Here is a 26,248-nt window from a genome sequence, read left to right on the forward strand (position 1 = left end):
TTGACGGCTGAATCGGGAAGCGCTGGACTCAACTCAAGAGTTCAGCGCTTTTCTTAAACCTCAATTCTCAATTTTTTTGAATCGGTCAAATCATGTCCAAATCCACCAGCATATCCAGCCATGCCGAAGAGGAACACCTCATCGCGCAAGGCGTCGATGACGAACCAATGGCAAGCAATCAACGCAAATTTGTGCAAAAAACAGCGCTGTTTGTCTCGATCATTTCTGCGGCTTATGCGTTTTGGCATGTGTTTACCCTTAACATCGCGCCGGTGGAAACCTGGGCTTTTCGCATTCTGCACGTTTCAGGCGCGCTGATTATTGGTTTCATCGCCTATTCATCTGCGAACATTGACCAGCCGCAACGTGGCAATCAAATGCTGATCAAGGCCTTGGCTGTATTACTAGCCTTACCCGCCCTTTACTCGCTTTACATTGTGTTTGACATGAACCAGATCATTGCCAATGGTGAAATGATCGCACCCGAGATGGAAGTGAACCAGTTTGGCATTCCCCTGGCCATCGCAGGGCTGGGTGCTATCGTGGCCTCATGGTTTCTACGCCCGGAAGGCCATCGCTTCAACTGGCTGGATGCAACGCTGGTTCTGGCAACAATAGCGAGCACAGCCTATTTGATGGTGCACCTGGACGGCACTGCGCTGCGCATGCGTGCGGGCACGCCTTTCGCCTCACCCGGCAATGCCTGGGCAGCCATGGTAGGTCTTGCCCTGATTCTGGAACTGACGCGTCGCGTGGCCGGAAGCGCCTTGGTGATCATTTCAGTTATTTTCGTGCTCTATTCATTCGTTGGGCCTTACCTGCCCGGCTTTTTGACACACGACGGCTTTGATTTCAGCCGCTTCTTTTCCTACATCTACACCGATGCGGGAGTGTTGGGTGCAACCACGGCAGTGTCTTCCACCTACATTATTTTGTTCATTGTGTTCGCTGCGTTTCTGCAGGCTTCCAAAGTGGGCGACTACTTTGTCAATTTTGCATTTGCTGCCGCAGGAAGAGCCCGTGGAGGCCCTGCCAAAGTGGCAGTTTTCGCGTCTGGCCTGATGGGCATGATCAACGGCACGAGCGCCGGCAACGTAGTGGCCACGGGTTCGCTGACCATTCCACTCATGAAAAAAGTAGGCTACAACGGAAAAACTGCTGGCGCCATTGAAGCCGCAGCCTCTACTGGCGGGCAAATCATGCCGCCCATCATGGGCGCTGGTGCCTTCATCATGGCGGAAATCACGGGCATTCCCTACTCGGAAATCGCGATCGCGGCAGTGATCCCGGCCGTGTTGTACTTCCTCTCGACTTACCTGATGGTTGACTTTGAAGCAGCCAAACTGGGCATGCGTGGCATGCGGTCCGACGAACTGCCTCAATTCTCCAAAATGGTGAAACAGGTCTACCTGTTTATTCCCATCATCATCCTGATCGTTGCTTTGTTCATGGGCTATTCAGTGATCAGGGCCGGCACATTGGCCACGGCTGCTGCTGCTGTAGTTAGCTGGCTCACGCCCTTTAAGATGGGTCCAAAAAGTATTTTCAAAGCCTTCGATCTTGCGGGGGTCATGTCGATTCAGATCATCACAGTGTGTGCCTGTGCAGGCATTATCGTGGGTGTGATCGCCTTGACGGGTGTGGGCGCCAGGTTCTCCTCCATTCTTCTGGACATTGCTGAAAACTCGCAACTGATCGCCCTGTTCTTTGCGATGTGTATTGCAATCTTGCTGGGCATGGGAATGCCAACCACGGCAGCCTATGCAGTGGCTGCTTCGGTGGTTGCGCCTGGCCTGATTCAACTGGGAATTCAGCCACTGGTGGCCCACTTCTTCGTGTTCTACTTTGCAGTAATCTCGGCAATCACGCCACCTGTGGCGCTGGCCTCGTATGCAGCCGCCGGCATTTCAGGCGCAAACCCCATGGCAACTTCGTTCACGTCCTTTAAAATCGGTTTGACGGCCTTTATCGTGCCTTTCATGTTCTTCTACAATGCGGCGTTGCTCATGGAAGGTGAATGGTTTGTGATTTTGCGTGCCTTTGTCACGGCGTGTATCGGCGTGTTTTTCCTGGCGTCCGCCATCCAAGGCTGGTTCTGGGGCGCACACTCGAACTGGGTAGTACGGGGCATTTTGCTTGTCGCAGCGCTTTGCATGATCGAAGGTGGTTTGTACACCGACATTGGCGGTGCTGTACTGGCTATCGTTGCCATCATTCTTAATAAATTCTTTAAAGGAAAACCCGCGCCAGAACCCATGGTTCAAACTCGCGGAATGGATTAAAAACGTAACACCCTGAGGCACCTACACTCTTTTTTAGTGTAGAGCCTCAGGTTCAAACCCTTTCATTGCTAAAGCGATTTCCCTATAGTGCGAAGTGTCACGAAATTTGACTACCCGCTACCCAAGGAGATCTCACGATGTACGCATTTGAAAAAACAGCTGAACTGCTGACCAAAACCAATACCGAACTGAAGAACCAGCACCAAGTTGCTGCCAAGGCATTGAACAGCCTGGTACAAGCACAATTTGGCCTGTTGTCACAAGGTTTGGGTAACGCATTCACTGCTGCTGAAAAGCTGCCTTTGGCTGACAAGTCAGTGGTTGTCAATGCACGCACCGAGATCAAGCAAGGCTTGGAAAAAGTTGTTGGTGTTAGCCAGGTGTACACACAAAAAGGCGTTGAGCTGTTCGAACAGCAATTGCCAGTTGTGATCGACAAAGGTTTTTCATACGCAGCTTTGGCTTTGTCGCAAGCCGAGTCTTTGACTGAAAACGCAATCACCATGGGTGTAAGCGCCTTGGAACAAGCCAAGAAAAACGAAACTTTGAAGCCTGCCATTGAACAAGCCGAGCAAATCGCTTCTCAGTTGTTCGAGAAAATTGGTGTGAAAGGTGAAACTGGCGCGACGAAAACTGCCAAGAAGCCCGCCGCCAAGAAAGCTGCTGCACCACGCGCCAAGCGCGCTGCTGCTACACCCAAGGCCTCGGTCTGAAAAGACATTGCCCAGCTTGAGCTGTGCTTTGACTAAACAAAAAACCCTCGAACTCTCGAGGGTTTTTTTATGGTGACAATGAATTGTTCAGTGCGTTGTCAGAGCAACCAAAGAATCAGGCCGTAGCACACACTGGCACCGAGTACACCGACAAACCACTCTCGTTTGGCTTCCAGTTCACCCAGCATGGTCACATCAAAGCGCTTGTTTGCGAAATCGTCCATGGTAATACTCCCGGTGCATAATGCACATGTGTGTTGATGACTCTATTTAAGAGCAAAAACACAAGTGCGTCTTTCCCACAAAGGGGGCCACCTTATCCGACTACCCCCAAGAGGTAAATACAATGACAATTAGTTCGGCCACCGCCTTTGCCATACTGTCCGCAGGGTTCTTCCTTTTGGTTGGACTTTTCAGTGGATTGTGGAAATTTTTGCAGATGTGGAAAAGCGCTGAAGGTTTGGCACACCCATACGTAGACATCGCCCACCGGGCCAGTCTGCTTTACGGCTTTGCGTGCATCACTTTGGCCGTGTTGGCACATTTCAGTGTCTTCAATCCAGACAACAATCTTTACGCGGCAATAATCGTAATTGCTTTTTTTGTGCTGGCCGTTACCGGCTACCTGATACAGGCTGCACTCAAAGGACCCGACAACCAACTGCGACAACCCCACAAACTTGGAAAACACCCCATGCCCCGGGCGGGCCTGGCTGTATTCATGGTGGCCTTGGTATTTGCGGAAATTGGTGGGACGCTCTACTTGTTTGCTGGTGCGCTACAGAACCCTTTGCTGCAATTCTGGTCTTAAAGAGCAAACCATGCTTACCCGGGGATACCTCACAATGTCTAACCAGTTCACTCGCCGTTTACTGCTTGCCACGCTGACCATGCTGACCATGGCGGCGTGTAGCACAACCAGTCCTGCAAATTCCACTGGTCAGTACCAGGCCAAAGCCAACTGGACCAGTTCATTTTTGAGCCAAGTCTTTGGCGGCCAAACAATGCCCGATGGCGTTAACAATTGGGCGTGTCGCCCCACGAATGATCAAAACCCGGTGGTGCTGATACACGGTACTTTTTCTTCCAGCATGTATTCATTCGGCGCTTTGGGCCCCGCACTGGCCAATCAAAACCTGTGTGTGTATTCGATCGATTATGGTGCAGCCGAACCCAGCGACTGGTTCAAAGGCGTAGGCGCAGTTGATGAATCGGGGCAACGGATCGCTGATTTCATCAAGTTCGTAAAATCAGCCACAAAGCACGACAAGGTGACCTTGGTGGGTCACTCTCAGGGCGGGCTGATTGGCTTTTATTATTTGAAGAAATTACAAGGTGCTGATCATGTTGATCGTTTTGTCGCTTTGGCACCCAGTGTCAATGGCACATCGATTGCAAAAACACCCAACCGTGATTTGGTGGAGTATTGCCTGGCTTGCGCGGACCAACATCCCCGCTCGGCATTGTTGCGTGATTTAAAAGATGGGCCCATTACAATGCCTGGTGTGCAGTACAGCGTGCTGGTCACCAAAAATGACAAGGTCGTGGTACCTGTTGAAAATCAGTTTGTGAAAGAGCCCGGCGTCCAAAACATTTATATTCAAGACTTGCTCCCGGGTAAAAGCGTGTCACACAGCGGCATGTTGTACGACACTGAAACTCTCGATTTGATTGTCAAGCTGGTTCAAGGAAAGCCGGTACAAACCGCCTCAAACTAGCACCGTGTACTCCCGGGTTGCAGTGTCGAAACGATACAAGGGATCGCTCACCACCGCTTGATCAATGCCCTCTTTCTTCAGTTGTACTTTTTGATATTTGAAGGTGCCGGTGGTTTCCACACTTTGAAGTAAGCGCACATACTGCGGCACTGCATACCCGGGAAGTTGGCTAGTCAAATGCTTTGCCAAGGCTTTTAAGTCCAGCTCAACACCCGGTTTTACCGCCACAGCTGCCATGCCAGCCCGGCCATCAACGCCTTCCAGCTTGACGCCATATACCACTGCATGCTCCAGAAATGACAATTTGGCCAACACACCCTCAACTTCCGAGGTCGCTACATTCTCACCCTTCCAGCGGAATGTGTCGCCCAAACGGTCTACAAACTGAATGTGTTGCCACCCTTGCCTGCGCACCAAGTCGCCTGAATTGAACCAGCAATCACCTTGTTTAAACACATTGCGCAGCAGTTTTCCTTCGTTGGCTTTCGGGTCGGTGTACCCATCAAAGGGGCGCAGATCGGTCACTTCACTGATCAGCAAACCCACTTCGCCACGCGCAACTTTTTTGCAGAACCCGCGTGCATTTCGTACCACCTGCTCGGAATCCGCATCGCAGGCGATCACTTCAAATGGCATTGGACAAAAACCCACGGTTTCCTTCAACCCAAAGGCATTCATAAAACCCAGGTTGGATTCGCTTGCTCCGTAAAACTCGAAAATTTGATGAATACCAAACCGGTTCTCAAAGTCATCCCATATTTCCGGACGCAAGCCATTGCCCAATATCAAGCGAATTTCATGGTTTTGATCATCCATGGTGGGTGCTTGATTCAACAGATAACGCAGCAATTCCCCGATATAACAGAACGCAGTGGCGTTGTAATGGGCGATCCGTTTCCAGAATTGACTGGCACTGAATTTTTCGTCCAGCGCAAAGCAGGCCCCCGAGGCCAACACAATACCAAGCGACACGGTAAGCGCATTGTTGTGATACAGCGGCAGACAACAATAAAACACATCATTCGCAGTTAAACGCACAGCCGTACTCATTCCCGAGGCAGCTTGCAACCAACGGTAGTGACTCATCACCGACGCTTTGGGTAAACCGGTAGTGCCTGAAGTAAAGATATAAAAACAGGGCCAGTTCGCTGTAATTTGAGCAGTTTGTGCCAGGTTGTGGGAAGGCTGCGTATACCAGGCACTGCGAAAATCACTTACCCGCAAAAGGCTACTGTCAGTTTGCAGCGAGAGCAATTCGATGCCTTTGAGCAGCGTGGTGTCCTCAGATTCCAGTTCTTTAAGAATATCCAGCCCACGATCGCAGGCCAAAATTATTTTGGGCTTCACCAACTTCAAACTGTGCGCCTGCACAGCACCTTGCTGATTGATATTCAACAGCGCGGCAACAGCCCCCAACTTGGCACAGGCAATTACTGCAAGCAAAGTTTCAGGCCGATTGGCCGACAGCAACCCGACCGTGTCACCGGCCTTGACTCCCATCGAAAGCAGCCCGCGCGCCATTTGATTACACATTGAGTTGGCTTGTCCGTAGGTCCAACATTGCTCGTCACTTTTCAGGAATGAAGATTTCGCATGCTTGCGCGCAGTTTCCTGAAACAGAAGGCCTAGTGAGCGGCGTGAATGCGGCCGGAGAAATGCCAAACTGGCCAACGAAGGTAAAATATGGGGAACGTCAGGCAGAAAACCCAAGGCACCTTTGGCAATGTCAATTGCGGATACTGTTTTGCCTTGAACTGTCATTTTGTGCGGCCTCCGGGCGCTGTCTCATGTTTTTTTATACAGAAAAAGATACACTCTTTGGGTCAACGAAATTCGCTTACACACCGTTTTTATCAATGTCATCAGGCTGCCCAGTTAAGTATTCTTCCATGCCCATAGCCAAAGTACGCTCGAAAACTGTTCTTTGCCTGCTTGCGCTTGCCATGGCACTGCCATTTCATGTGGCCAATGCCAAAAATTTTATCGGTTACACGGGCAAAGGCTGGAACAACGACTTTGGGGTACTGCGTGGGCAATGCGATGCCAAGCTGGTTCAAAACGAGGCACTCAAGGGTGCCCTGACCGAGCAAATGGCCTACGTTGAATCCACCGACGCCTTCAAGACAATCTTCACTGAAACCGAATTGGTTGATGCATTTGCGGTTGACTCCCATTGCTTCGGACACACCATGGAGTTGGTTCCCTCGGGGCAAGCTGTGCGCTGGCTCAACCCAGTGAATGGCGTTGGGGTGTATTTGTCGCCCGGTGCAAAGTCTGACACTTGCCGCACTTACTTGGGCGTCACGATTGTGAATGGTGAAAAAACCAAATTCCGGGGTGAAGTGTGCTCACCCAGCAAAGGGACCTGGCAAATTCAGCAGTAACCGCCCACCAGGCTCAGGCATATACAGCACGGCGTAAACGCTGCAAGGTATCGACCTGCCCTACCAAAACCAACAACAACTTGGCGCGGGTCATGGCCACAAACAGCTTCCTGAAATCCGCCTCGTTGAAGTCAACAAAAGCCAATTCAGTCACTACAACAGCCTGTGCAGCCTGCCCTTTAAAACGATAAACCGATTCTGCATGTACATTGCCTTCGGTAAACACCTGGCTGCCATTGTCATCGTACCGACCCGTGAAATGCCGCAAGCTGTGCGGCCCAAGACTGGCTTGCGCCAATACCTTTGACTTCTCGTGACCGCGCATGCTGAGCACCGCAATTTTGTCGCGAGTAAAACCATGTCGCAAGCAGGCAGTAATCGCCTTGGCGGTCTGACTTAACAAGGACTCATCGCTGTCATACTCAAAAAACTCAAGTGGCAAACCTTCCAGGGGGCATGCCGCTTCAATGTCCAATGGTAGCGGCGACTCAAACCTGAATTCATGTTGAACAAGTTGCAAAGCCTGTACCACGCGTTTGGGGTTGCGGTAATTCATGGGCGTGTGCAGGCTAACCCAAGCTGGCAAACTGACCGCCGGCTTGGCATACAGATTTTGAATGGGGTCCTCCAGCCACAACCAGCGTGTACCGGAATGCGCGCAACGCTGAAGCACAGGCAACCAGCTTTGGTCGAAATCCTGCCCCTCGTCCACCACAATTGAATCAAACACCCAACGTTTGTCCAAAGGGGTGGCCAGCACTTGTTCTGCCAAACGGCCAAACACGCCGGGCGAGGCGTAGTCCACTTCCTGCCCTGCATCTCGCAGCATGCGGTCGCACAGGGCATGAAAATTAAACACCACAGCACCCATCAAACCTGCTTCACGAACCTGCTGCGCCATGTGCGAAGAAAGCGGGCGGTTGTAACACACATACAAAGTTCGCGCTTTCAAGACATGGTTGCGTTGCAATTCACTGAAGGCCAATTGCGACTTTCCGCTGCCCGCAGTGCCCGTTACACGCAAACGAAAAGGCTCGAAACTCAGCCTTGAAACCCATTGTTCCAAGCCATGTGACAAGCGCGTGACCAAGGTTTCAGCGGCTTGTGACAATGCCCCCACTTCAGGAACCAGATTCAGTTCATTGCACAAAAAGGAATGAATCGCTTTGGGATTGGAGTGGCTGCTGAACAGGTCAGCCGTGATATCGATGGTTTGAATCAGTGCGGCCAACTCATCTTTGTGACGTGCGTCTACAATACGCTCGGCATTCACAGTCAGCCCGCTGGCATCTGACACGGTGAAATCCGGGCAATAAAAAACAGGCTCAACCCGAAGGGTGCCCTGGTGTTGTTGACTGAATTTTTGCTTGAGTAAAGCCCCTTGCTCGGCCAAAGCGTTGAACACGTCTTGGCGCTGCTCACCCAATTGCTTCACCACCCGGCCCTGGTCCAGCTTCATCAAACCGGTTTTCATCAAAATGCTGTAAACAATGCCGCTTGGGCCAAGTATCAAAAACTGGATACGGCCAGTGACCGTGAGCCCGTGCTCGATTCGTGACCAGTGTATGCCGTGATAAATGGTGTAGTTGTCGGGCAACTGCGCTTGCAATTGCAGCAAAACATCGCGCTCACGGGCTTGGGCGCCGTCTAGTGCAAGCTCGCTGGTGTCCGATGGATAAACCTTGGCGGGCACGCCTTACACCTCTTTGAACTGTTGTTTCAGTGTGGTGCCAGAGTAACGATCAACCCCAGCCTGAATGCGAAAACCCAGCATGATTTTGCCAGTGGTGCAATACACCTGCTCCCGCAGCCACTCAATGACTTCCTTTCCCTCGGAAAAGCCAACCGCCTCGAATTCCCAAACACGGTCATCCGCATTCCAGCGAAAACCCTTGGACTTTAGAAAATCTTTCTTCTCAAATGGTGCCTTCAGTGCAGCGATTTGGTAAATCGATTCATTGGCGCTGTCGAACAGCACCTGAAAAGGCATGCGTTGTGAAGTCTTCAGGGGCTGTGCCAATACATGAATCAAGGCATTGCAATCTTCAACGGCGCGGTGTGCGCCGTGAAAGTAGCCGCAATCGGACAGCAAATGCTCTAGCTTACGAGCTGAATAATTTTCCTGTGTCCACGGCAATTCACGAAATGTGCAGGCCCAGATTGATTTCTCAAGCCAGGGAAAGCGGCGCAGCATAAAAGGTTTGTCGAATGCGGCGTTGTGTGCCACAAACAATGCAGCGTCATTGCACAAGGCTTTCAAGGCCGCTTCATCGAAATGCTGGTCTTTCACCATGTCATTGGTAATGCCATGAATGGCCGAATTTTCAGGAGTGATCGGTACTTTAGGCTGCTCGAGCCCGCCGTAACTACCCAGCACCGCGCCAATTGCTCCGGTGTCCTGGTCCACCTCGATCAGCAAGGCACCCACTTCAATTACCTCACAAGTCGCAAAATCAAGACCCGTGGTTTCGGTGTCGACCACCAACACTTTCACAGGGCTGCTGATCTGCCCACCGAAACTGTCGCGCATTTGTATACGGCGCAGCACTTTGTAGTTGCCGCTGCTTTCCAGCCATTGGGCCACCGTTTCCGGGTCTATATTGCCCATGCTGTTGTTCAAGTCATCGTTATTCAAACGCTTTGTCCTATGGTTGAGTGTGTTGCAGGTGAGCCTGCTGTCGGCTTACTTTGACATGCCAACCTTTTTTCACCACCCGAATGCCGCCTTTGTTGATCCGCAACTGGCGGGCCAATTCCTGCAATTTCAGCTTGCCGCAGCGCACTCCTTGCCCCAACAGCCAATGCCGAAGGGTATTCAATTGGTTTGTTTCATCCAGTTCCCGCCACGGATTCAATAGCAATGTTCCTGAAGCGGAAACCACTTGCGGCGCGTAAGCCTCGGTATTGGAGTCTTCTTCTGAATAGTGTGCCTGAAAAAATTCGGCCAGTTGCAACAAGGCCTTCGGGCTTTGAGGAAAGTGTTCTTCAAGACTGGGCAACAATTCGTGACGCACCCAATTGCGGCGCAGTGTGGTGTCATCATTACTGGGGTCTTCGATGTGTTGCAAGTGATTCAACCGTGCGTACTCCAGCAGGCTGGCCTTGCTACAGTTGAGCAAAGGGCGGCACAACAGCAATTGGGGATGCAGGTGTCGATCCACCCCCACCGGGCCCACAACCCGCATGGCACCCACGCCCCGCAAACCAGACCCCCGCAGCAATTGCAGCAGCACAGTTTCAAGTTGATCATCCCGGAGGTGGGCACACAGCAATACCGTGTGTTGATTGGTTTTCATCCAGTTGAAAATTGCCCGATAACGCACCACACGGGCCTGGCCTTCAAGGCCCAAATCACCCGGCTCTACGTCGACCCTCAACGCTGTAAACGGTACACCCCACTGTTCGCACTGACTTTTGCAATGTGCTTCCCAAGAATCAGCCTGTTGCTGAATTTGATGGTTCACGTGCACAGCGTGCAGCGACAAGCCCATGCTGTGCAAAGCGTGTAGCAACACGGTGGAATCGACACCACCAGAATAAGCCACTACAAAACTGGCGGGTGTCGGTGTGTGGCGTTTGAGGTCGCTTAAAAAGGCTTCAAGCGACGGCCTCAATTACTTGCTCACCTTGAAGTGACCATAACTCATCAAGCGGTCATGGCGAGCATCCAACAAAGTTTTGGGCTTGTAGGTCACCAACATATTCAAGGCAGCCTTGATGGCGGTTTTCAAATTGTTGGCTGTTTGCGCGTGGTCGCGGTGCGCGCCACCAAAACTTTCTTTGACAATTTCCTGAATCAAGCCCAAATCGCGCAGGCGTTTTGCCGTAATACCCAACGCTTCTGCTGCATCGGAGGCCCGTTCTGCACTGCGCCACAAAATCGAGGCGCAACCTTCGGGAGAAATAACGGAATAGGTGGCGTTTTCCATCATGATGACATGGTCGGCAACGGCCAATGCCAGCGCCCCGCCCGAACCACCTTCACCAATAATTGCGCTGACAATGGGCAGCTGAATTTGTGCCATCTCGATCAGGTTACGACCAATTGCCTCGGATTGTCCGCGTTCTTCAGCATCAATGCCGGGGTAGGCCCCGGGCGTGTCAACCAAAGTCACAATGGGAATACCGAATTTTTCAGCGGTTTTCATCAAACGCAGCGCCTTGCGATAGCCCTCGGGGCGTGGCATGCCAAAGTTGCGCAGGGTACGCTCTTTCACATCACGGCCCTTTTGATGACCAATCACCATCACGCTTTCACCATCCAGCCGGGCCAAGCCCCCCACAATCGAAGGGTCGTCGGCAAAATGGCGGTCGCCATGCAGTTCATGAAAATCAGTGAACGCGTTGGCAATGTAATCCAGCGTGTAAGGGCGCTGCGGATGCCTTGCCACTTGCGAGACCTGCCAAGGGGTAAGTTTGCTGTAAAGCTCTTTGGTCAACACATCGCTTTTGCCTTCCAGGCGTCGAATTTCCTCTGACAAATCAACGGCTGAGCCATCTTGAACCAGGCGCAGCTCCTCGATTTTGCCTTTCAATTCGGCAATGGGCGCTTCAAAATCTAGAAATGTTTGCTTCATGAGGTTCTCTTAATAGTCCACCACAGCTGGATCCAGACTGCGCCACAAATACCACGCTGCCACGGTCCGCCAAGGTTTTAATTTTTCCCCGAATTGTAGTGCTTCTTTCGGTCCGATGGGTTCACCTTCGAAAAATTGGCGCGAGATACCGCGCTGCACACCAATGTCATCCACAGGCCATACATCGGGCCTGCGCAAACAGAACATCAAAAACATCTGCGCCGTCCAGCGCCCTACTCCCTTGATTTCACACAGGTGGCTGGTACAGGTTTCATCGTCCATCCTGTCAAGTAATTCCAGTTTTAACCGCCCCTGCTGTTCGAATTCGCTCAAAGCCCGGGAATAAGCAATTTTTTGGCGGGAAAGGCCTGTGGCCTTCAAAGTGTCATCCGCCAAGGCGAGCAAAGAATGGCTGGTGATTTGACCATTCAAGGCACCAACCACCCGGGCCCACACCGCATCTGCTGCTTTCACCGAAATTTGTTGACCCACCAACGAGCGCAACATGGTTTCATAAGGCGCACCGCGGGACCGCAATGCCCGGTCGGAATGCCGATTGACCAAGTCAGCCCACACAGGGCTTTGCAGGGTCAACGCCATGCACGCCTCCTGCCAGTAGGCAGGCGCATCAGGGTCGTGATTCAGCCTCAGGCTCGCCGCCATTCAGTGGCACCGCCCCGTTTGTCTTCCAGCACGACACCCAAATCAAGCAACTGCTGGCGAATGGCGTCTGCTTTTGCAAAATCTCGATCCGTCTTGGCCTGGGTGCGGGCGTCAATCAGCGCTTGAATCGCTGTCTCGTCGAACGTACCTGCCTGTTCGCCCACCTCCGCTTTCTGGAAGGCCTCGGAGGTTCGACCCAACAAGCCCAACACCTGTGCCAACGCTTTCAATCGCTCGGCCAGTGTCTGATCGGCGCTGCGATTCACTTCATGGGCCATTTCAAACAACACAGAAATCGCACTGGGTGTGTTCATGTCGTCATTCATCGCCTCGGCAAAGCGGGATTCGAAGTCCCTACTCCAGTCAATGGTGGTTGCGGCTTGCACATCGCCCACGGCTGTGTACAAACGGCCCAAGGCTGCCTTCGCGTCTTGAACATGACCTTCGGAATAAGTCAGTTGACTGCGATACTGGGCACGAAGAATAAAAAACCGCACCACCTCGGCATCGTAGACTTTCAAAATGTCGCGAATCGTGAAGAAGTTATTCAACGATTTCGACATTTTTTCCGATTGCCCATTGGTTTCTACCCGCACAAAACCGTTGTGCATCCAATACTGGGCAAAGCTTTCACCGGTCGCACCCACACTTTGGGCAATTTCGTTTTCATGGTGGGGAAACTGCAGATCTGCTCCACCGCCATGAATATCGAACGTATTGCCCAGCAACTTGCAACTCATGGCTGAACATTCAATGTGCCAACCCGGGCGACCTACGCCAAAATCAGATTCCCATTTGGCATCCACAGGCTCATCGGTTTTGGCGCTTTTCCACAGAACAAAGTCAAGTGGATCATTTTTGCTGCCAGAGACGCCCACGCGTTCGCCAGCACGCAACTCATCCAGGCTTTTGCCAGAAAGACGACCGTAGTCTGGAAATGCGCGAACGGCGAAGTTCACATCACCGGAATCATCCCGATACGCCAGTCTTTTGCTCATCAGCGTTTGGATCATTTCCTGCATTTCGGCCACATACTCTGTGGCACGCGGCTCATGATCAGGCCGTTCAATGCCCAATGCATCAGCATCCTCGTGCATGGCTGCGATAAAGCGATCTGTCAACGAACGAATACTTTCACCGTTCTCAACAGCACGGCGAATGATCTTGTCATCAATGTCAGTGATATTACGCACATAGGTAACCGGGTACCCCGAGGCGCGCAACCAACGCTTGAGCAAATCGAACACCACCATGACGCGGGCATGGCCCAGGTGACAGAGGTCATAGACTGTCATGCCACACACATACATCCGGACGTTCTGTGGATCAAGCGGTGAAAAAGCCTGCTTTTTCCTTAGAATTGAATTGTAAATTTGGAGAGACGATTTCATTGGACTCGGATAAAAAGCGGACTCAGCCTGTCAAAACGGTACAATCTGACACAGTAGCACTCAGGAAACCTAGTTCAGAAGCCAACCCGCTCTAGGGCTTGCTACAATAGCGGTCGAGTATATCATTACGCATGATCGAGTTTTTCCCAACCAATCACATGAACGGGTAACCCCGCAAAGGCGCAACCGAATGCAGGCTAAAAAAACAATCACGTCGTCAATCAGTGGCAAATTCAAAAAAAGCAAATATGCGCTGCTGATCGCCCTCATGGGCTTGGCGTTTGCCGGTGGCCCCGGCTATGCCGACGAGGCGGATGAAGTATCCAAATTAATTCAGAACAGTCAGTTCGAACAGGCGCAAGCCCGTGCTGACGCTTACCTGGCCAATCGTCCCAACGATGCACAAATGCGTTTCCTGAAAGGTTTGATCCTGACAGAGCGGAACAAGACCGCCGAAGCGATCACTGTGTTTACCAAGTTGACCGAGGACTTTCCCGAGTTGCCCGAACCCTACAACAACCTGGCAGTGTTGTACGCGGGGCGCGGCGAATACGAAAAAGCCCGTGAATCGCTTGAAATGGCCATTCGCACCCATCCAAGCTATGCAACTGCCCATGAAAACCTGGGCGACGTGTATGCCAAATTGGCGAGTCAGTCCTACGACAAAGCCCTTCAACTGGATGGTCGCAATTCAACCGCTCAAACCAAACTGTCACTGGTGCGCAACCTGATTGCAGGCAAACCAGAAACAGTGGCTGTGGCCGCTGCACCTGCTGCAGCACCAGCCAGCAAACCCGCACCAGCCAAAACTGCACCCGCAGTAGTACCCACACCGCCCGTGGTTGCTGCCGCACCACCCACTGTTGAAGTGGCACCAAGCAAACCTGCCCCGGCAGCAGCGCCAGCAATCACTGCCAGCAAACCAGCCGAGACAAAACCAAATACGATCGGCATGGACAGCCAGGTACTTGCAGCTGTTGAAGCATGGGCCAAAGCCTGGACGGATCAAGACATGGCCGGTTATCTGGGCGCGTACAGCCAGGATTTCGACACACCCGGCAAAATGAACCGTGCCAATTGGGAAAAAATGCGCGAACAACGCATTGTTGGTAAGGAAACCATTCGCGTGGTTGTTGAAAACCCCTTAATCACAATCACTGGCAATGAGGCTGTGGTGAAGTTCAAGCAGAGTTATTTCTCCAACCGCCTGAACAATGTGTCCGCGAAAACATTGACCATGAAACAAGAAGGCGGCACCTGGAAAATTACCAGCGAGAGGGTGGGCGGTTAAATGTGGTTAAGCAATAAGCTTCGAAGAATGTCCAAAGGGTTGCGATTTGCCGCACCCCTGTTGTTTTGGGCATTCACCGCAGCCCCCACTTTTGTTCAATCAGGCTCTGAAGAGTCGTTTGACCTCGCCGCCTACAGTAGCGCCGAACCCAAAAAAGGCTCGCTGGCCAGCAAGCTGTTTGAGTCAGCCAGCTACCAGCCCGTAATCGACACTGCCGTAGAGGAAATTTACCTCGCCTTGAGCAAGCACGAGCTAAACAAGGCGCTGAAATTAACAGATCGACTGCTTGCTGAATTTCCCAATTTTTATCTTGGCCACATGCTCAAAGGCGATATTTTGTCATTGAAGGCTGGGCGTCCCTTAACGCAAATCGGCGACATGCTCGATGTTCCCAAGGGAAAACAGGAAGAACTCACTGAGTTGCGAGACGAGGCCATAGCACGATTCAAAGCAGTTAAAGATCGCCCCCAACGCGACTTGCTGCCTGCCGAACTGGTTGAACTGAATGACGATCAACGTTACGTGATTTTGGTAGACACCACTCGCTCACGGCTTTTTCTTTATGAAAACGCATTTCCCCAGCCACGCTTGGTGACTGACTTTTACGTGTCCCAAGGAAAAATGGGGGCGGTGAAGGTGCGCGAGGGTGACAAACGCACACCCATTGGCGTGTACACAATTACCGAATTACTGCCCAAAGAAAAACTGACTGATTTCTACGGGCCCATTGCCTTGCCCATCGATTATCCAAATGCTTGGGACAAACGGCTAGGTAAAACCGGCTATGGTATTTGGCTGCACGGCATGCCCAAACACTATGTGAGTCGCCCCCCCAAGGCCAGCGATGGCTGTGTGGTGCTGGCAAACCAGGACTTGCTTGCCTTGAAAAAATTTGTCGACATTGGCAGCACGCAAGTTGTCATCAGCGAGAGACTTGACTTCGTGCCCGTGGATGTGTGGCAAAGTCACCGCAAAGCTGCCTTGCGCATGGTGGACACCTGGAAAAAGGACTTAGAAAAAGGCTTTTCCAAAGGAATTTATCATTACGCAAGCGATGTGAAAATAGACGGCCAGGGTTTGATTGAGTGGCAGAAAAATCAGCAAATCGGCAACAAGTCGTTTGGAAAAATTTCCATCGACGACCTCACGGTCATGCGATACCCCAGCGACAAAGACATGATGCTGGTGTCCTTCAAACAAGAGGACAAATTGTCGGGTGAAATCCGCAAGCAACAATACTGGATGAAAGTCGGCACACGCTGGCAAATTGTGCAAGAAGATACTTCAAAACTGTAAAGGACAAGGCTGTGACTCTAGGCAAACGTGTTTTTCTCAAGTGGTCGATGTTCTCGGCGATTGCTGTTAGCATCGGTAATTCTTCAATCTCCTCTGCGTTTGCAAAAGCGAAAAAACAAACCATGGTTAAACTTAAAACAAATTTTGGCGACATTACAATCGCCCTGGACGCTGAAAAAGCCCCCGCTACCGTGGCCAACTTTCTGGAATATGCAAAAAGTGGCTTCTACACCAACACCATTTTCCACCGTGTCATCGGCGGCTTCATGGTTCAAGGCGGCGGCTTTGAACCCGGCATGAAACAGAAGCCCACCAAAGACCCCGTGAAGAATGAGGCCGACAACGGCTTGAAAAACGAGAAGTACACCATTGCGATGGCGCGTACCAACGACCCGCACTCTGCGACTGCCCAGTTTTTCATCAACATGGAAAACAATGAGTTTTTGAACTTCAAAAGCCCTACCCCTCAAGGCTGGGGCTATTGCGTATTCGGCAAAGTGACCGAGGGCAAAGACATTGTCGACAAAATTGTGGCGGTCAAAACCGGCTCTAAAGGTTTTCACCAAGACGTACCGCTGGAAGATGTGATTATTCAGGGCGTCGAAGTACTGTAAAGCTACCCAATAAAAAAAGCCCTTGTTCAAGGGCTTTTTTAATGACCTTATAATCAGGTAACAAGTTGATAGAAATTCCTCAACAAGGTGCTGCATTCTTTGCCTCCGACCTGCACTTGTCAGAACACACCCCCAAAACACTGGACGCCTTCGAGAATTGGCTGGTTAGCGTATCCCAGGAAAACACACTTGTCTTTTTGCTCGGCGACCTGTTCGAGGTTTGGTACGGCGACGACTACAGCGACAGCACCAGCGAGCGCGTTATCAAGGCTGTTCAAAGCGCAAAATCTACCGGCGCGACACTGTATTTCATGCATGGCAACCGTGATTTTCTTCTGGGCGATCAATTCGCCGAAGCAGCGGGGCTCGAGATTCTTCCCGATCCCGAATTTTTGCAGATCAATCACCAAGTCGTATTGATTACGCATGGCGATCAGCTTTGCACAGATGACAAGGCCTATCAAAAGTTCAGGCTTCAAAGCCGTGACGACAAGTGGCAAAAAAACTTTCTGGCACTACCCCTCGAACAACGTCTTGAAATGGCCAAGGCCATTCGCAGCGAAAGCAAATTACACAAGGCCAACAGTGCCATGAGTATTATGGACGCCAATCTGCACGCTGTGGCTGAGTCATTCAAGGGCAATTGGCCCGATGGCTACTACGTGGGAAAAAGCGATGTCATATTGCATGGCCACACCCACCGCTGTGCCATACACGGCACGCTCGATAGCCAGGCACCCCTGGTACCCGAAAGCACTCAAGGACAACTGCAAAAGGGTCAGCGAATCGTTTTGCCCGACTGGAACTTCGATGAACCAGAAAAAAACCGCCCAAAGGGCGGTTTCTTGAAATTACTCAGCACCGGGGAATTCAGCCTGAATCTGTTCAATTAATTGTCCACCAGTTTATTCAAGGCTTTCAGTTCTTCGCAGTCCACGGAATCGCCGCAATCTGGCTCTGCTTTGCCTTTGCTCAGTTGCTTTTCAAGTTGTTCGATTCGCTGCTGCTGAGCGATGGCCTGATCAATCAAACCATGCATCGCCTTGATCAGTGGGTCATCTCCGTTTTTAGACACACCATAGGCCAAAAACTCTTCCTTGGTTTTCGCCGCACCTGTCAACACTTCGTCAGGCGTTCGTTCAGCCGCTTTCAGAATCATTCGGGCGGGATTGCCCACCGCGGTGGCTCCTGCCGGTACTGGCTTCGTGACCACAGCGTTCGAGCCTATCTTGGCGCCCTCACCCACCACAAAGGGACCCAGCACCTGCGCACCTGCGCCCACGACCACGCCTTTTTCCAGCGTGGGGTGGCGCTTGCCCTTGGCCAGTGAAGTACCGCCCAACGTAACCCCTTGGTAAATGGTGACGTCATCATGAATTTCAGCAGTTTCACCAATGACCACGCCCATGCCATGGTCGATGAATACGCGCCTGCCAATATTGGCACCTGGATGAATTTCAATACCAGTAAAAAATCGACCCAAATGAGACAAAAACCGCGCGAGCGTGGTGAAACCAGCCGCCCATGCATTGTGGGCCAGGCGATGCCAAATCAAGGCATGCAAACCGGGGTAGCACAGGAACACTTCCAAACGCCCTCGGGCCGCCGGGTCTTTCCTCAAAATCGTGTCAATGTCTTCTTGTAGTCGAATCCACATGCGCGGAAAACCTTGGATCAATTGTTATTGGTACGTATACACTGGTCGCCGCAGTGTATCACGGCTGAATCAAGGCTTCTTGCGCTCGAATTCATGCGGATAAAGGCGATCGTCTACCACTCGGATCACATCTGAAAAAAACCCGCGCAGCATATCCACTTCCTCTTGTTCCAAAGGGTTTTGGCCAACATTCTGGCCAAACGCTGAACTACTTTTTTCGGCTTGTCCGGGTTGATGAAGTCCACCGCCTGCATTGCCTGTAAACAATGGGCTTGCAAATCAGCTACAGCCTTCACGGTGGCCAGTTTTTCGCCTTTTGCCAAAGTGCCAGCCAAGGAATCTTCTTCCAGATCAAACTGCCCGGCGGCCCATTCAGTGCGCAAGGCGTAAGCAACAATTTGCACCGCTTGTGACAGGTTGAGCGAGCTATATGCCGGATTGGCAGCAATCGTCACCTGTCGGTTACACACCAGCAACTCATCATTGCTCAAACCCGTGCGTTCAGCGCCAAATACAAAAGCAGCGCCTACTGCGCTTTCAGTTAATTTCAAGGCTTCCTGAGCCGCCTCTTGGGGGCTTTGTAAACGCGGGCCCAGGTCCCGCAAACGCGCTGACAAGGCAAATGCAACGCTTCGATCTGCCAAGGCATCGGGCAAAGTATTGAAAATTCGAGCCTTTTCAAGTACATCCGTGGCACCGCTGGCCAGCGAAATCGCCTCATCAGCGCTGCAAATGTCTGTCGTTTTGGGTTCAACGAGTCGCAAATCACTCAGGCCCATGGTTTTCATGGCACGCGCCACTGAACCAACATTGCCCGGATGGCTTGTTTTTACGAGAACAATTGAAATGGATTCGAGGGAAATGGCTGCGGTCATTTATAATGTCGGGTTAAACGTATTCAAATTGAAAGGAAAGGCCATGCATCCGATGTTGAACGTGGCGGTGAAAGCCGCTCGCGCTGCGGGAAAAATCATCAACCGAGCGGAGCTTGACCTCGATCAGGTAAAAATCGGAGTCAAAGGGCCCAACGATTTCGTCACCGAAACCGATCAGGCCGCTGAAAGCGCCATTATCGACGTGCTCAAGCAAGCCTTTCCCGATCACGCCATTCTAGCCGAGGAAAGCGGCGCCTCTGGCAAATCAGATTACGAGTGGGTGATCGATCCCATCGACGGCACGGCCAACTTCATTCATGGCTATCCACACTATGCCATCTCTATCGCACTTCGCGTCAATGGCAATGTGCAACAGGCCGTGGTGTACAACCCAGCCACGAACGATCTGTTCACCGCCTCCAAGGGCGAAGGTGCGTTCTTGAACAACCGTCGCATCCGGGTTTCCAAGCGCAGCAAACCTAACGAGTTTTTGGTGGGTTTTGCGTTCCCGAGCGGCCAGAATGAAGGCTCCCTTGGCGTAAAGCGTAAAATGCTGGCCCTGACTGAGAGCACCGCAGGTATTCGCAAATCAGGCTCAGCCGTTCTCGACCTGGCTTATGTGGCTTGCGGTCGCCTGGACGGCTACATGTGTTTTGGCCTGAAGCCATGGGACTTGGCAACAGGCGTGTTGCTTGTCTCCGAGGCAGGTGGTTTGATTACCGACCCACAAGGCAACGACACCTACATGGCAACTGGCGACGCAGTAGCCGGAAACCCCAAAGCACTTCAATACCTGCTGAGCTTCAAATAAAACAAACAGGGACCCAGTTGAGCAAACAAGCGAGTACAAACAACCAGGCCGCATCACAGGCGTTTGAAAGCCACACGCCGATGATGCAGCAGTACCTCACGCTGAAAGCCGAATACCCAGACAAGCTGCTGTTTTATCGCATGGGCGATTTTTACGAGCTGTTTTTTGACGATGCCCAACTGGCCGCACAATTACTCCGAATCACCCTGACTCATCGGGGTCAATCTGCCGGGCAGCCCATACCCATGGCTGGCGTACCATTTCACGCCGCAGACCAATACCTGGCCAAGCTGGTTGCCTTGGGGCATTCAGTGGCCATTTGCGAACAGGTGGGCACGCCAGGCCTGACCAAAGGCCCCATGGAGCGAAAGGTGGCGCGGGTGGTTACGCCAGGCACACTGACCGAATCAACCCTGCTGCCTGATCAAGAAAACAAAACCTTGCTTAGCCTGTATTCCGAAGATGGCAAGTATTGGGGTGTCGCCTGCCTGGCCTTGTCAGCTGGCTCCATTCGTTTGCTCGAATGTGATTCAGGCGCATTGGCTGCGCACATCAGCCGCTTCAACGCGGCCGAAGTGCTGGTGAACAACCGCAGCTGGGCGCAGCAAAGCCAAATTACGGGTAGCTTTGAGCGGCCCGCCTGGCACTTCGATGCCGGTTTTGCACAAACCCATTTGCAGTCGGTATTACAAGCTGCGAATCTCGAAAGCCTTGAACTACACAAAGCCAAGCTTGCTGGCCCCGCCATGGGTGCAGCTTTGCAATATGCCAAGGAAACTCACCTTAGCATCGATACCTTCAAGCACGTGTCCGATATTCAGGTTGAACACGAGCAAGACTTTCTGGTGCTTGACGAAGCCGCACGCCGCAATCTGGAATTGACTGAAACATTGAGGGGCGAGCCAGCCCCTACCCTGTTTTCACGGATCAACCGCACAGGCAGCGGCATGGGTGCGCGGCGCTTGCGCCAATGGTTGCTAGAACCCCTTCGCAGTATTGAATCCATTGAAGCACGACAAAACAAAATACAGCACCTGCTTGCCACTTTGGGCCAGGCGCCTGAACCGGCCTGTTTCGCACTGGTGAAAACCTTGCGCGCCATGGCAGACATTGAACGCATCAGCAGCCGTGTGGCCATGCAAACGGCCAAGCCTCGCGATTTGCTGGCGCTGCGGGAAAGCCTGCAAGCGCTGCCGCAAGTTGCTGAACTGATTGCAAACTTTGGCGACAATGAATTCAACACTGCACTGCAGGCATTGGAAGCACCCCCACAGTTGCTGGCAGAATTAATGCAGGCCTTGGCCGAAAATCCGCCTGTGCTGATTCGCGACGGCGGTGTAATCGCCGACGGCTATCATGCCGAGCTGGATGAATTACGCAATATTCAAACCGGCAGCGGGCAGTTTTTAATTGAGCTTGAAAAACAGGAACGCGAAGCCACTGGCATTGCCAACCTGAAAGTCGAGTTCAACCGCGTGCATGGTTTTTACATTGAGGTCAGCAGCGCGCAGGCCGAAAAGGTGCCCGCACACTACATTCGTCGGCAAACCATGAAAAATGCCGAGCGTTACATCACCGAAGAACTGAAAGTCTTTGAGGAAAAAGCATTGTCTGCAAAAGACAAAGCCCTGAACCTTGAAAAAGTAATTTACGAAAACCTGATGGTGTGGCTGGGCCAATTCACGCCGTTTTTGCAACGGTGTGCACGTGAACTGTCTGAACTCGATGCACTAGCTGCGTTGGCCATTGTGGCTTTCGAAGCCAACTGGGTGCGCCCGCAGTTGCTGCCCCATGCCTTGCTGAATATTCACCAGGGTCGCCACCCCGTGCTGGAAGTTCAGGTAGAACAATTCACACCGAACGACTGTGCATTACACCCAGGCAAACACATGGCGCTGATCACCGGTCCGAACATGGGCGGTAAAAGCACCTACATGCGCCAAACCGCGCTGATTGCGTTGCTTGCTCACATGGGCAGTTTCGTACCGGCAAGCAGTGCACAAATTGGGGTGCTTGACAGAATTTTTACACGAATCGGCGCATCCGATGACCTGGCTGGCGGCCGCTCCACCTTCATGGTGGAAATGACCGAAGCTGCCACCATTGTTCGCCAAGCCACGCCACACAGCTTGGTCATCATGGACGAAATTGGGCGTGGCACCTCCACTTTCGACGGTTTGTCACTGGCCTGGGAAATTGCCAAGCGCCTGGCCAACACCAACAAATGCTTAACACTGTTTGCCACGCATTATTTTGAAATCACAGCGCTGGGCAACGAGCTGGACAGCGTATTCAATGTTCATTTGTCTGCCACCGAGCACCAAGGCAAGTTGGTATTTTTGCACCGCATCGAGGCTGGCCCTGCAAGCCAAAGTTACGGCCTGCAAGTGGCCAAACTGGCAGGCTTGCCAGCCTTGGTGGTAAAAAATGCACAAAAGCGACTGGACCAACTGGAAGCTGAAAAACGCGCCATGACCACGCAAGTGGATTTGTTCGATCTGCCGGTTGAAACAGACACCGAAGCACCGGCCAGCGCGCAGCATGTGAACCTGATTCTCGAAAAGCTCAACGAGATCGACCCCGATGAGCTCAGCCCCCGAGAAGCACTGCAGTTGATTTTTCAGCTCAAGGGCCTTCATACATGAACTTGCGCCGCACGGTAAGCAAAACCTGTGCGGCTACTTTGCTGGTGGTCTTGTCCATTGCCACCCCATGGATATCGGCCAATTCACATACCGACAGTTTCAGCTTCGCACTCATCGGCGATCAGCCTTACAACAACTTTTTTGAGCCTGCAACCAGCCAGCTGATACAACAAATCGGGCGGGAACGCCATGTAAGCTGGATATTGCACATTGGCGACATCAAAGGCGGCAACGAGCCCTGCTCCGATGACTTGCTTGAACGCAGACTGGATCAACTACAACAAAGCGAAAAGCCCTTGGTGTATGTACCCGGCGACAACGAATGGACTGATTGCCACCGATCATCAAACGGAAATTTTGACACGCAGGAGCGCCTGGAATTTTTACGCAAACAAGCCTTCTCAAAACCTCGCACACTGGGCAAACAAGGCTTCCCGATTCGCCAGCAAATTAAGCACCCCTACCCTGAACACCTGATGTGGACTCAAGGTAGCACGCTGTTCCTGAGCTTGAATATCCCCGGCAGTAACAACGACCTGCTCAACCCAAAATCCAGAAATGCCAGCACAAAAAAAGTAAAACAATTATTCGAGGCACGTTCCCTGGCCATTGAATCCTGGCTTGCGGAAGCAGAACAACTGTTCGACAAGGCAGACCCACGCCTCACGGAAACCGTGATCGCCATTCAAGGCAATCCAATTGATGGATCAGGCGGTGCAGGCAGCAATCCAGTCAAAAATGGATATGCCCGCTTTATGAAAAGCTTGGTGAAATACATCAACACCACCAAGCGCCCTGTGCTGTTGGCGCACGGCGACACACACAGGTTTAAATGGGACAAACCCAGTCTTAAACGATTTGGGGGAACACCCGAAACAGATGCACTGTTCTATCGGGTCGAAGGCTGGGGCCATCCGTTCATGAACGCATGGGTACAGGTCACGGTAACACCCGGCACCAAGATGCCTTTTGAGGCCAGCAGTATTTCGCTACCCGCCCCAGAAGTCAGCAATTAGTTCAACTTGCCTGCACCCGGATTGGGCGCCACGCTGAACAACGATTGGGCTGCTGCGCCTTGCGCCTTTTCTTCCTCGTTGGCTGCGCGAATGTCCAGCACTTTCAAGTGATATCGCAGAGCCATGCCAGCAAACGGGTGATTGCCGTCCAGTACCACCTTGCCCTCGGCAATGTCAGTCACTGTCCAAACCCGGCCAAAACCCGTGTTTTCCTCGGTGGCCTGCTCGTCTGGCTCGTTCTCGTCGTCAACAGGCACTTCTTCCAGTTGCATGCCGATTTCCAATTCTTCGCCAAACATTTCAATGTCCTCAACCCGCATCAGCTCCGGATCAAAGTCACCAAATGCATCCTCGGGCTCTAGCTGAGCAAACACTTCATCGCCAACAGCCTTGCCGAGTACAGCCTCTTGGAGTTTCGGAAATACTTCATTCTCGCTGCCCTGCAGGTAAATGATCGGCTCGCCACCATGTTCCTGAATCAGTTCACCCTGCGCATCACGCAGCTCAAAATCAAGGGTAACCACCGTGCCGTGCTCAACAATCATCGTACATAACTCCAGAAATCAGCGCCCGAACAGTGGGCAGTCTTTTAAGGTGGCCTATGATACCCGTAATCGATAAATCACCCAAATAAAGCTCCCGCAGATGATCAAACCCCTCACCCAAATCGCCAATCTGACCACCGAACAGTTCATGACCGAACACTGGCACGTCAAACCATTCCTTTTTCGTCAAGCGTTCCCAAATTTTGAACCCCTTTGCGATCTGGACACCATCGCCGAGATGGCCTCGGATGAAGACATTGAAAGTCGCTTGATTCAATATGGAAAAAACGGCTGGACACTCGAGCAAGGGCCGTTTGACGAGCTTCCACCCATGAAGAAAAAGGCATGGACCGTGCTAATCCAGGGCATCGACCATCACCTGCCCGAGGCCTACGATCTGCTACAACTGTTTCGCTTTATTCCCGATGCGCGCCTTGATGACATCATGCTCAGCCTGGCCAGCGACGGCGGCGGCGTGGGCCCACATTACGACTCCTATGATGTATTTTTGCTTCAAATGCATGGCAAAAGGCGCTGGAAGATCGGTCCGCTTTTAAACAAGGAACTCGAAGAAGGCGTACCTTTGAAAATACTGAAGGAGTTCGAGCCGACAGAGGAATTTGTGCTCGAACCTGGTGACATGCTTTACCTGCCGCCCAATTATGGTCACGATGGGATCGCAGAGGGCACCTGCTCGACACTAAGCATTGGATTCAGAGCACCCACCCAAGCGGAGGTTCTAAGCGGTATTTTGCGCGACATGGCCGATCAAATTGAACAAGATCCTGGCATGACTCAAAAATTGTTTTCTGACCCAGCGCGAGGGCTACAGAAAAACCCCGCAGAAATTCCTGACGACATGCTGAATTTCGGTTTTAATTTGATTCAGCAGTTTTCAGCGCAATCGCCTCAAATACAGCGCAGCATGGGGATTTTGCTGACCGAACCCAAGCCTCATGTGTATTTTGTAAACAACACAGACGATCAAGATATACCGGAAATAATTAGTGTACTTGGCGTGCGCGGCATTGCATTAAGCATGAAAACTAAAATGTTGTTCAAAGATGAGGTTTTCTATATCAATGGCGACGCTGTCAACCCGACCAGTGCCCTTACCGTTAAACAGCTGCAAAAGCTCGCAAACCAGCGTGAAATGGAGCCAACCGACGCCGCAGAAGCATTAAAAAACCCTGAATTTCAGTATTTTTTAATTGGTTTTGCAAAAGCCGGTTGGGTAGAAACCCTAATATGATTAATTTCATTTAGAATTTGAAACGACTCGGCAAAGTCAATAGAATTTTGCTTCGAAAATAAGGTCGAAACAATGACTTGAATTTGACGGGCTATTCGTTAGAATTTGCAGAGTTTTCCGCTTGAGTGCTTGAACACCCGGCAGGAAAATGGGTGATTCTGGGTTCTCTTGTGAGCCTATTTGCTCTAAAAAAGGCGCTTGAATCGGCGCCTAGTTCGTGACCCCAAAAGGAATAAACATGAAAAACTCAATTTTGATCGCATCTTTGTTTGCAGTTGCTTTGGCCGCTTGTGGCAAGAAAGAAGAAGCAGCTCCTGTTGAACCAGCAGCGCCTGCAGTAACTGAGCAAGCTCCTGCAGCTACTGAGCCAGCAGCTACTGAGCCAGCAGCAATGGAACCAGCAGCAACTGAGCCAGCCGCTACTGAGCCAGCAGCTGCCCCAGCTGAAGAAGAAAAGAAGTAAATTCAATTCGCTTGTAAAAGCGATTGAAAACAAAAGCCCCAGGTGAAAACCATGG

The 26,248-nt window shown here is 51.8% G+C and carries 25 protein-coding genes; 14 read left to right on the forward strand and 11 right to left on the reverse strand.

The window, feature by feature from the left end; genetic code table 11:
• Nucleotides 1-92 precede the first annotated feature (92 nt).
• Nucleotides 93-2,282 (forward strand): TRAP transporter permease, encoded by a 2,190-nt coding sequence (locus tag P0D43_RS12285; RefSeq protein WP_159571013.1) that lies wholly within the window; start codon nucleotides 93-95, stop codon nucleotides 2,280-2,282.
• 137 nt (nucleotides 2,283-2,419) lie between these two features.
• Nucleotides 2,420-2,995, forward strand: a complete 576-nt coding sequence (locus P0D43_RS12290; RefSeq protein WP_159571016.1) for a hypothetical protein — start codon at nucleotides 2,420-2,422, stop codon at nucleotides 2,993-2,995.
• 98 nt (nucleotides 2,996-3,093) lie between these two features.
• On the opposite strand, the gene P0D43_RS12295 is transcribed toward P0D43_RS12290, so the two are convergent.
• A complete protein-coding gene (locus P0D43_RS12295) occupies nucleotides 3,094-3,219 on the reverse strand; it encodes a hypothetical protein (protein ID WP_256366118.1) in 126 nt (41 codons plus the stop codon).
• A 122-nt stretch (nucleotides 3,220-3,341) separates the two neighbouring features.
• Between P0D43_RS12295 and P0D43_RS12300 the strand changes: the two genes are divergently transcribed.
• Nucleotides 3,342-3,806 (forward strand): hypothetical protein, encoded by a 465-nt coding sequence (locus tag P0D43_RS12300; RefSeq protein WP_341237745.1) that lies wholly within the window; start codon nucleotides 3,342-3,344, stop codon nucleotides 3,804-3,806.
• A gap of 34 nt (nucleotides 3,807-3,840) precedes the next feature.
• Entirely contained in the window at nucleotides 3,841-4,713 is an 873-nt protein-coding gene (locus tag P0D43_RS12305) for an alpha/beta fold hydrolase (protein ID WP_159571022.1), read from the forward strand.
• On the opposite strand, the gene P0D43_RS12310 is transcribed toward P0D43_RS12305, so the two are convergent.
• Entirely contained in the window at nucleotides 4,705-6,474 is a 1,770-nt protein-coding gene (locus tag P0D43_RS12310; RefSeq protein ID WP_394672541.1) for a long-chain-acyl-CoA synthetase, read from the reverse strand. The genes P0D43_RS12305 and P0D43_RS12310 overlap by 9 nt on opposite strands.
• Before the next feature lie 128 nt (nucleotides 6,475-6,602).
• On the opposite strand from P0D43_RS12310, the gene P0D43_RS12315 reads away from it, so the two are divergent.
• On the forward strand, nucleotides 6,603-7,097 hold the full coding sequence (locus P0D43_RS12315) for a hypothetical protein (RefSeq protein WP_159571028.1): 495 nt from the start codon (nucleotides 6,603-6,605) through the stop codon (nucleotides 7,095-7,097).
• Between the two features lie 13 nt (nucleotides 7,098-7,110).
• Here P0D43_RS12315 and P0D43_RS12320 read toward each other — a convergent pair whose 3' ends face one another.
• From P0D43_RS12320 to cysS, 6 genes are read right to left on the reverse strand one after another with little or no spacing between them, the layout of a single operon-like run.
• Complete coding sequence (locus tag P0D43_RS12320; protein ID WP_394672542.1) at nucleotides 7,111-8,790, reverse strand: ATP-binding domain-containing protein; 1,680 nt, start codon at nucleotides 8,788-8,790, stop codon at nucleotides 7,111-7,113.
• Nucleotides 8,791-8,793: 3 nt separating this feature from the next.
• Nucleotides 8,794-9,732 carry a 3'-5' exonuclease gene (locus P0D43_RS12325; RefSeq protein ID WP_341237748.1) on the reverse strand — a complete coding sequence of 313 codons (939 nt, stop codon included), beginning with the start codon at nucleotides 9,730-9,732 and terminating at the stop codon, nucleotides 8,794-8,796.
• Between the two features lie 10 nt (nucleotides 9,733-9,742).
• A complete protein-coding gene (gene tilS, locus P0D43_RS12330; RefSeq protein WP_394672543.1) occupies nucleotides 9,743-10,711 on the reverse strand; it encodes a tRNA lysidine(34) synthetase TilS in 969 nt (322 codons plus the stop codon).
• Nucleotides 10,712-11,674, reverse strand: coding sequence for an acetyl-CoA carboxylase carboxyltransferase subunit alpha (locus tag P0D43_RS12335; RefSeq protein ID WP_394672544.1), 963 nt, complete (start codon nucleotides 11,672-11,674; stop codon nucleotides 10,712-10,714).
• A gap of 9 nt (nucleotides 11,675-11,683) precedes the next feature.
• Entirely contained in the window at nucleotides 11,684-12,337 is a 654-nt protein-coding gene (locus P0D43_RS12340) for a DNA-3-methyladenine glycosylase (RefSeq protein WP_201301480.1), read from the reverse strand.
• A complete protein-coding gene (gene cysS, locus P0D43_RS12345; protein ID WP_394672545.1) occupies nucleotides 12,322-13,728 on the reverse strand; it encodes a cysteine--tRNA ligase in 1,407 nt (468 codons plus the stop codon). The genes P0D43_RS12340 and cysS overlap by 16 nt, the downstream gene beginning before the upstream one ends.
• 190 nt (nucleotides 13,729-13,918) lie before the next feature.
• Here cysS and P0D43_RS12350 point away from each other — a divergent pair, with 190 nt between their 5' ends.
• The 4 genes from P0D43_RS12350 (at nucleotide 13,919) to P0D43_RS12365 (ending at nucleotide 17,822) form a co-directional block, all read left to right on the forward strand.
• Nucleotides 13,919-15,019, forward strand: a complete 1,101-nt coding sequence (locus tag P0D43_RS12350) for a tetratricopeptide repeat protein (RefSeq protein ID WP_394672546.1) — start codon at nucleotides 13,919-13,921, stop codon at nucleotides 15,017-15,019.
• On the forward strand, nucleotides 15,020-16,315 hold the full coding sequence (locus P0D43_RS12355) for a murein L,D-transpeptidase family protein (protein WP_159571049.1): 1,296 nt from the start codon (nucleotides 15,020-15,022) through the stop codon (nucleotides 16,313-16,315).
• A 122-nt stretch (nucleotides 16,316-16,437) separates the two neighbouring features.
• A complete protein-coding gene (locus P0D43_RS12360; protein WP_159571836.1) occupies nucleotides 16,438-16,929 on the forward strand; it encodes a peptidylprolyl isomerase in 492 nt (163 codons plus the stop codon).
• A gap of 65 nt (nucleotides 16,930-16,994) precedes the next feature.
• The gene (locus P0D43_RS12365) at nucleotides 16,995-17,822 is read left to right on the forward strand and encodes a UDP-2,3-diacylglucosamine diphosphatase (protein ID WP_341236982.1); all 828 of its coding nucleotides are present in this window, start codon (nucleotides 16,995-16,997) and stop codon (nucleotides 17,820-17,822) included.
• Here the strand turns inward: P0D43_RS12365 and cysE are convergent.
• Both cysE and P0D43_RS12375 read right to left on the reverse strand, forming a co-directional pair.
• Nucleotides 17,819-18,586, reverse strand: a complete 768-nt coding sequence (cysE, locus tag P0D43_RS12370; protein WP_394672547.1) for a serine O-acetyltransferase — start codon at nucleotides 18,584-18,586, stop codon at nucleotides 17,819-17,821. The two genes, P0D43_RS12365 and cysE, sit on opposite strands and share 4 nt — an antisense overlap.
• A gap of 125 nt (nucleotides 18,587-18,711) precedes the next feature.
• On the reverse strand, nucleotides 18,712-19,461 hold the full coding sequence (locus P0D43_RS12375; RefSeq protein WP_394672548.1) for an RNA methyltransferase: 750 nt from the start codon (nucleotides 19,459-19,461) through the stop codon (nucleotides 18,712-18,714).
• A gap of 43 nt (nucleotides 19,462-19,504) precedes the next feature.
• On the opposite strand from P0D43_RS12375, the gene P0D43_RS12380 reads away from it, so the two are divergent.
• From P0D43_RS12380 to P0D43_RS12390, 3 genes are all read left to right on the forward strand, one after another.
• Nucleotides 19,505-20,272: an inositol monophosphatase family protein gene (locus P0D43_RS12380; RefSeq protein ID WP_201301482.1), complete on the forward strand. Its 768-nt coding sequence runs from the start codon at nucleotides 19,505-19,507 to the stop codon at nucleotides 20,270-20,272.
• 80 nt (nucleotides 20,273-20,352) lie between these two features.
• Complete coding sequence (gene mutS / locus P0D43_RS12385) at nucleotides 20,353-22,917, forward strand: DNA mismatch repair protein MutS (protein ID WP_394673726.1); 2,565 nt, start codon at nucleotides 20,353-20,355, stop codon at nucleotides 22,915-22,917.
• Nucleotides 22,914-23,933: a hypothetical protein gene (locus P0D43_RS12390; RefSeq protein ID WP_394672549.1), complete on the forward strand. Its 1,020-nt coding sequence runs from the start codon at nucleotides 22,914-22,916 to the stop codon at nucleotides 23,931-23,933. The genes mutS and P0D43_RS12390 overlap by 4 nt, the downstream gene beginning before the upstream one ends.
• On the opposite strand, the gene P0D43_RS12395 is transcribed toward P0D43_RS12390, so the two are convergent.
• A complete protein-coding gene (locus P0D43_RS12395; RefSeq protein WP_159571064.1) occupies nucleotides 23,930-24,478 on the reverse strand; it encodes a peptidylprolyl isomerase in 549 nt (182 codons plus the stop codon). The genes P0D43_RS12390 and P0D43_RS12395 overlap by 4 nt on opposite strands.
• 100 nt (nucleotides 24,479-24,578) lie before the next feature.
• On the opposite strand from P0D43_RS12395, the gene P0D43_RS12400 reads away from it, so the two are divergent.
• The gene (locus P0D43_RS12400; protein WP_159571067.1) at nucleotides 24,579-25,730 is read left to right on the forward strand and encodes a cupin domain-containing protein; all 1,152 of its coding nucleotides are present in this window, start codon (nucleotides 24,579-24,581) and stop codon (nucleotides 25,728-25,730) included.
• 238 nt (nucleotides 25,731-25,968) lie between these two features.
• Nucleotides 25,969-26,193 (forward strand): hypothetical protein, encoded by a 225-nt coding sequence (locus tag P0D43_RS12405; RefSeq protein WP_159571070.1) that lies wholly within the window; start codon nucleotides 25,969-25,971, stop codon nucleotides 26,191-26,193.
• The last annotated feature ends 55 nt before the right edge of the window (nucleotides 26,194-26,248 follow it).

This window comes from Limnobacter sp., from assembly GCF_043511195.1.
Lineage (GTDB): Bacteria > Pseudomonadota > Gammaproteobacteria > Burkholderiales > Burkholderiaceae_B > Limnobacter.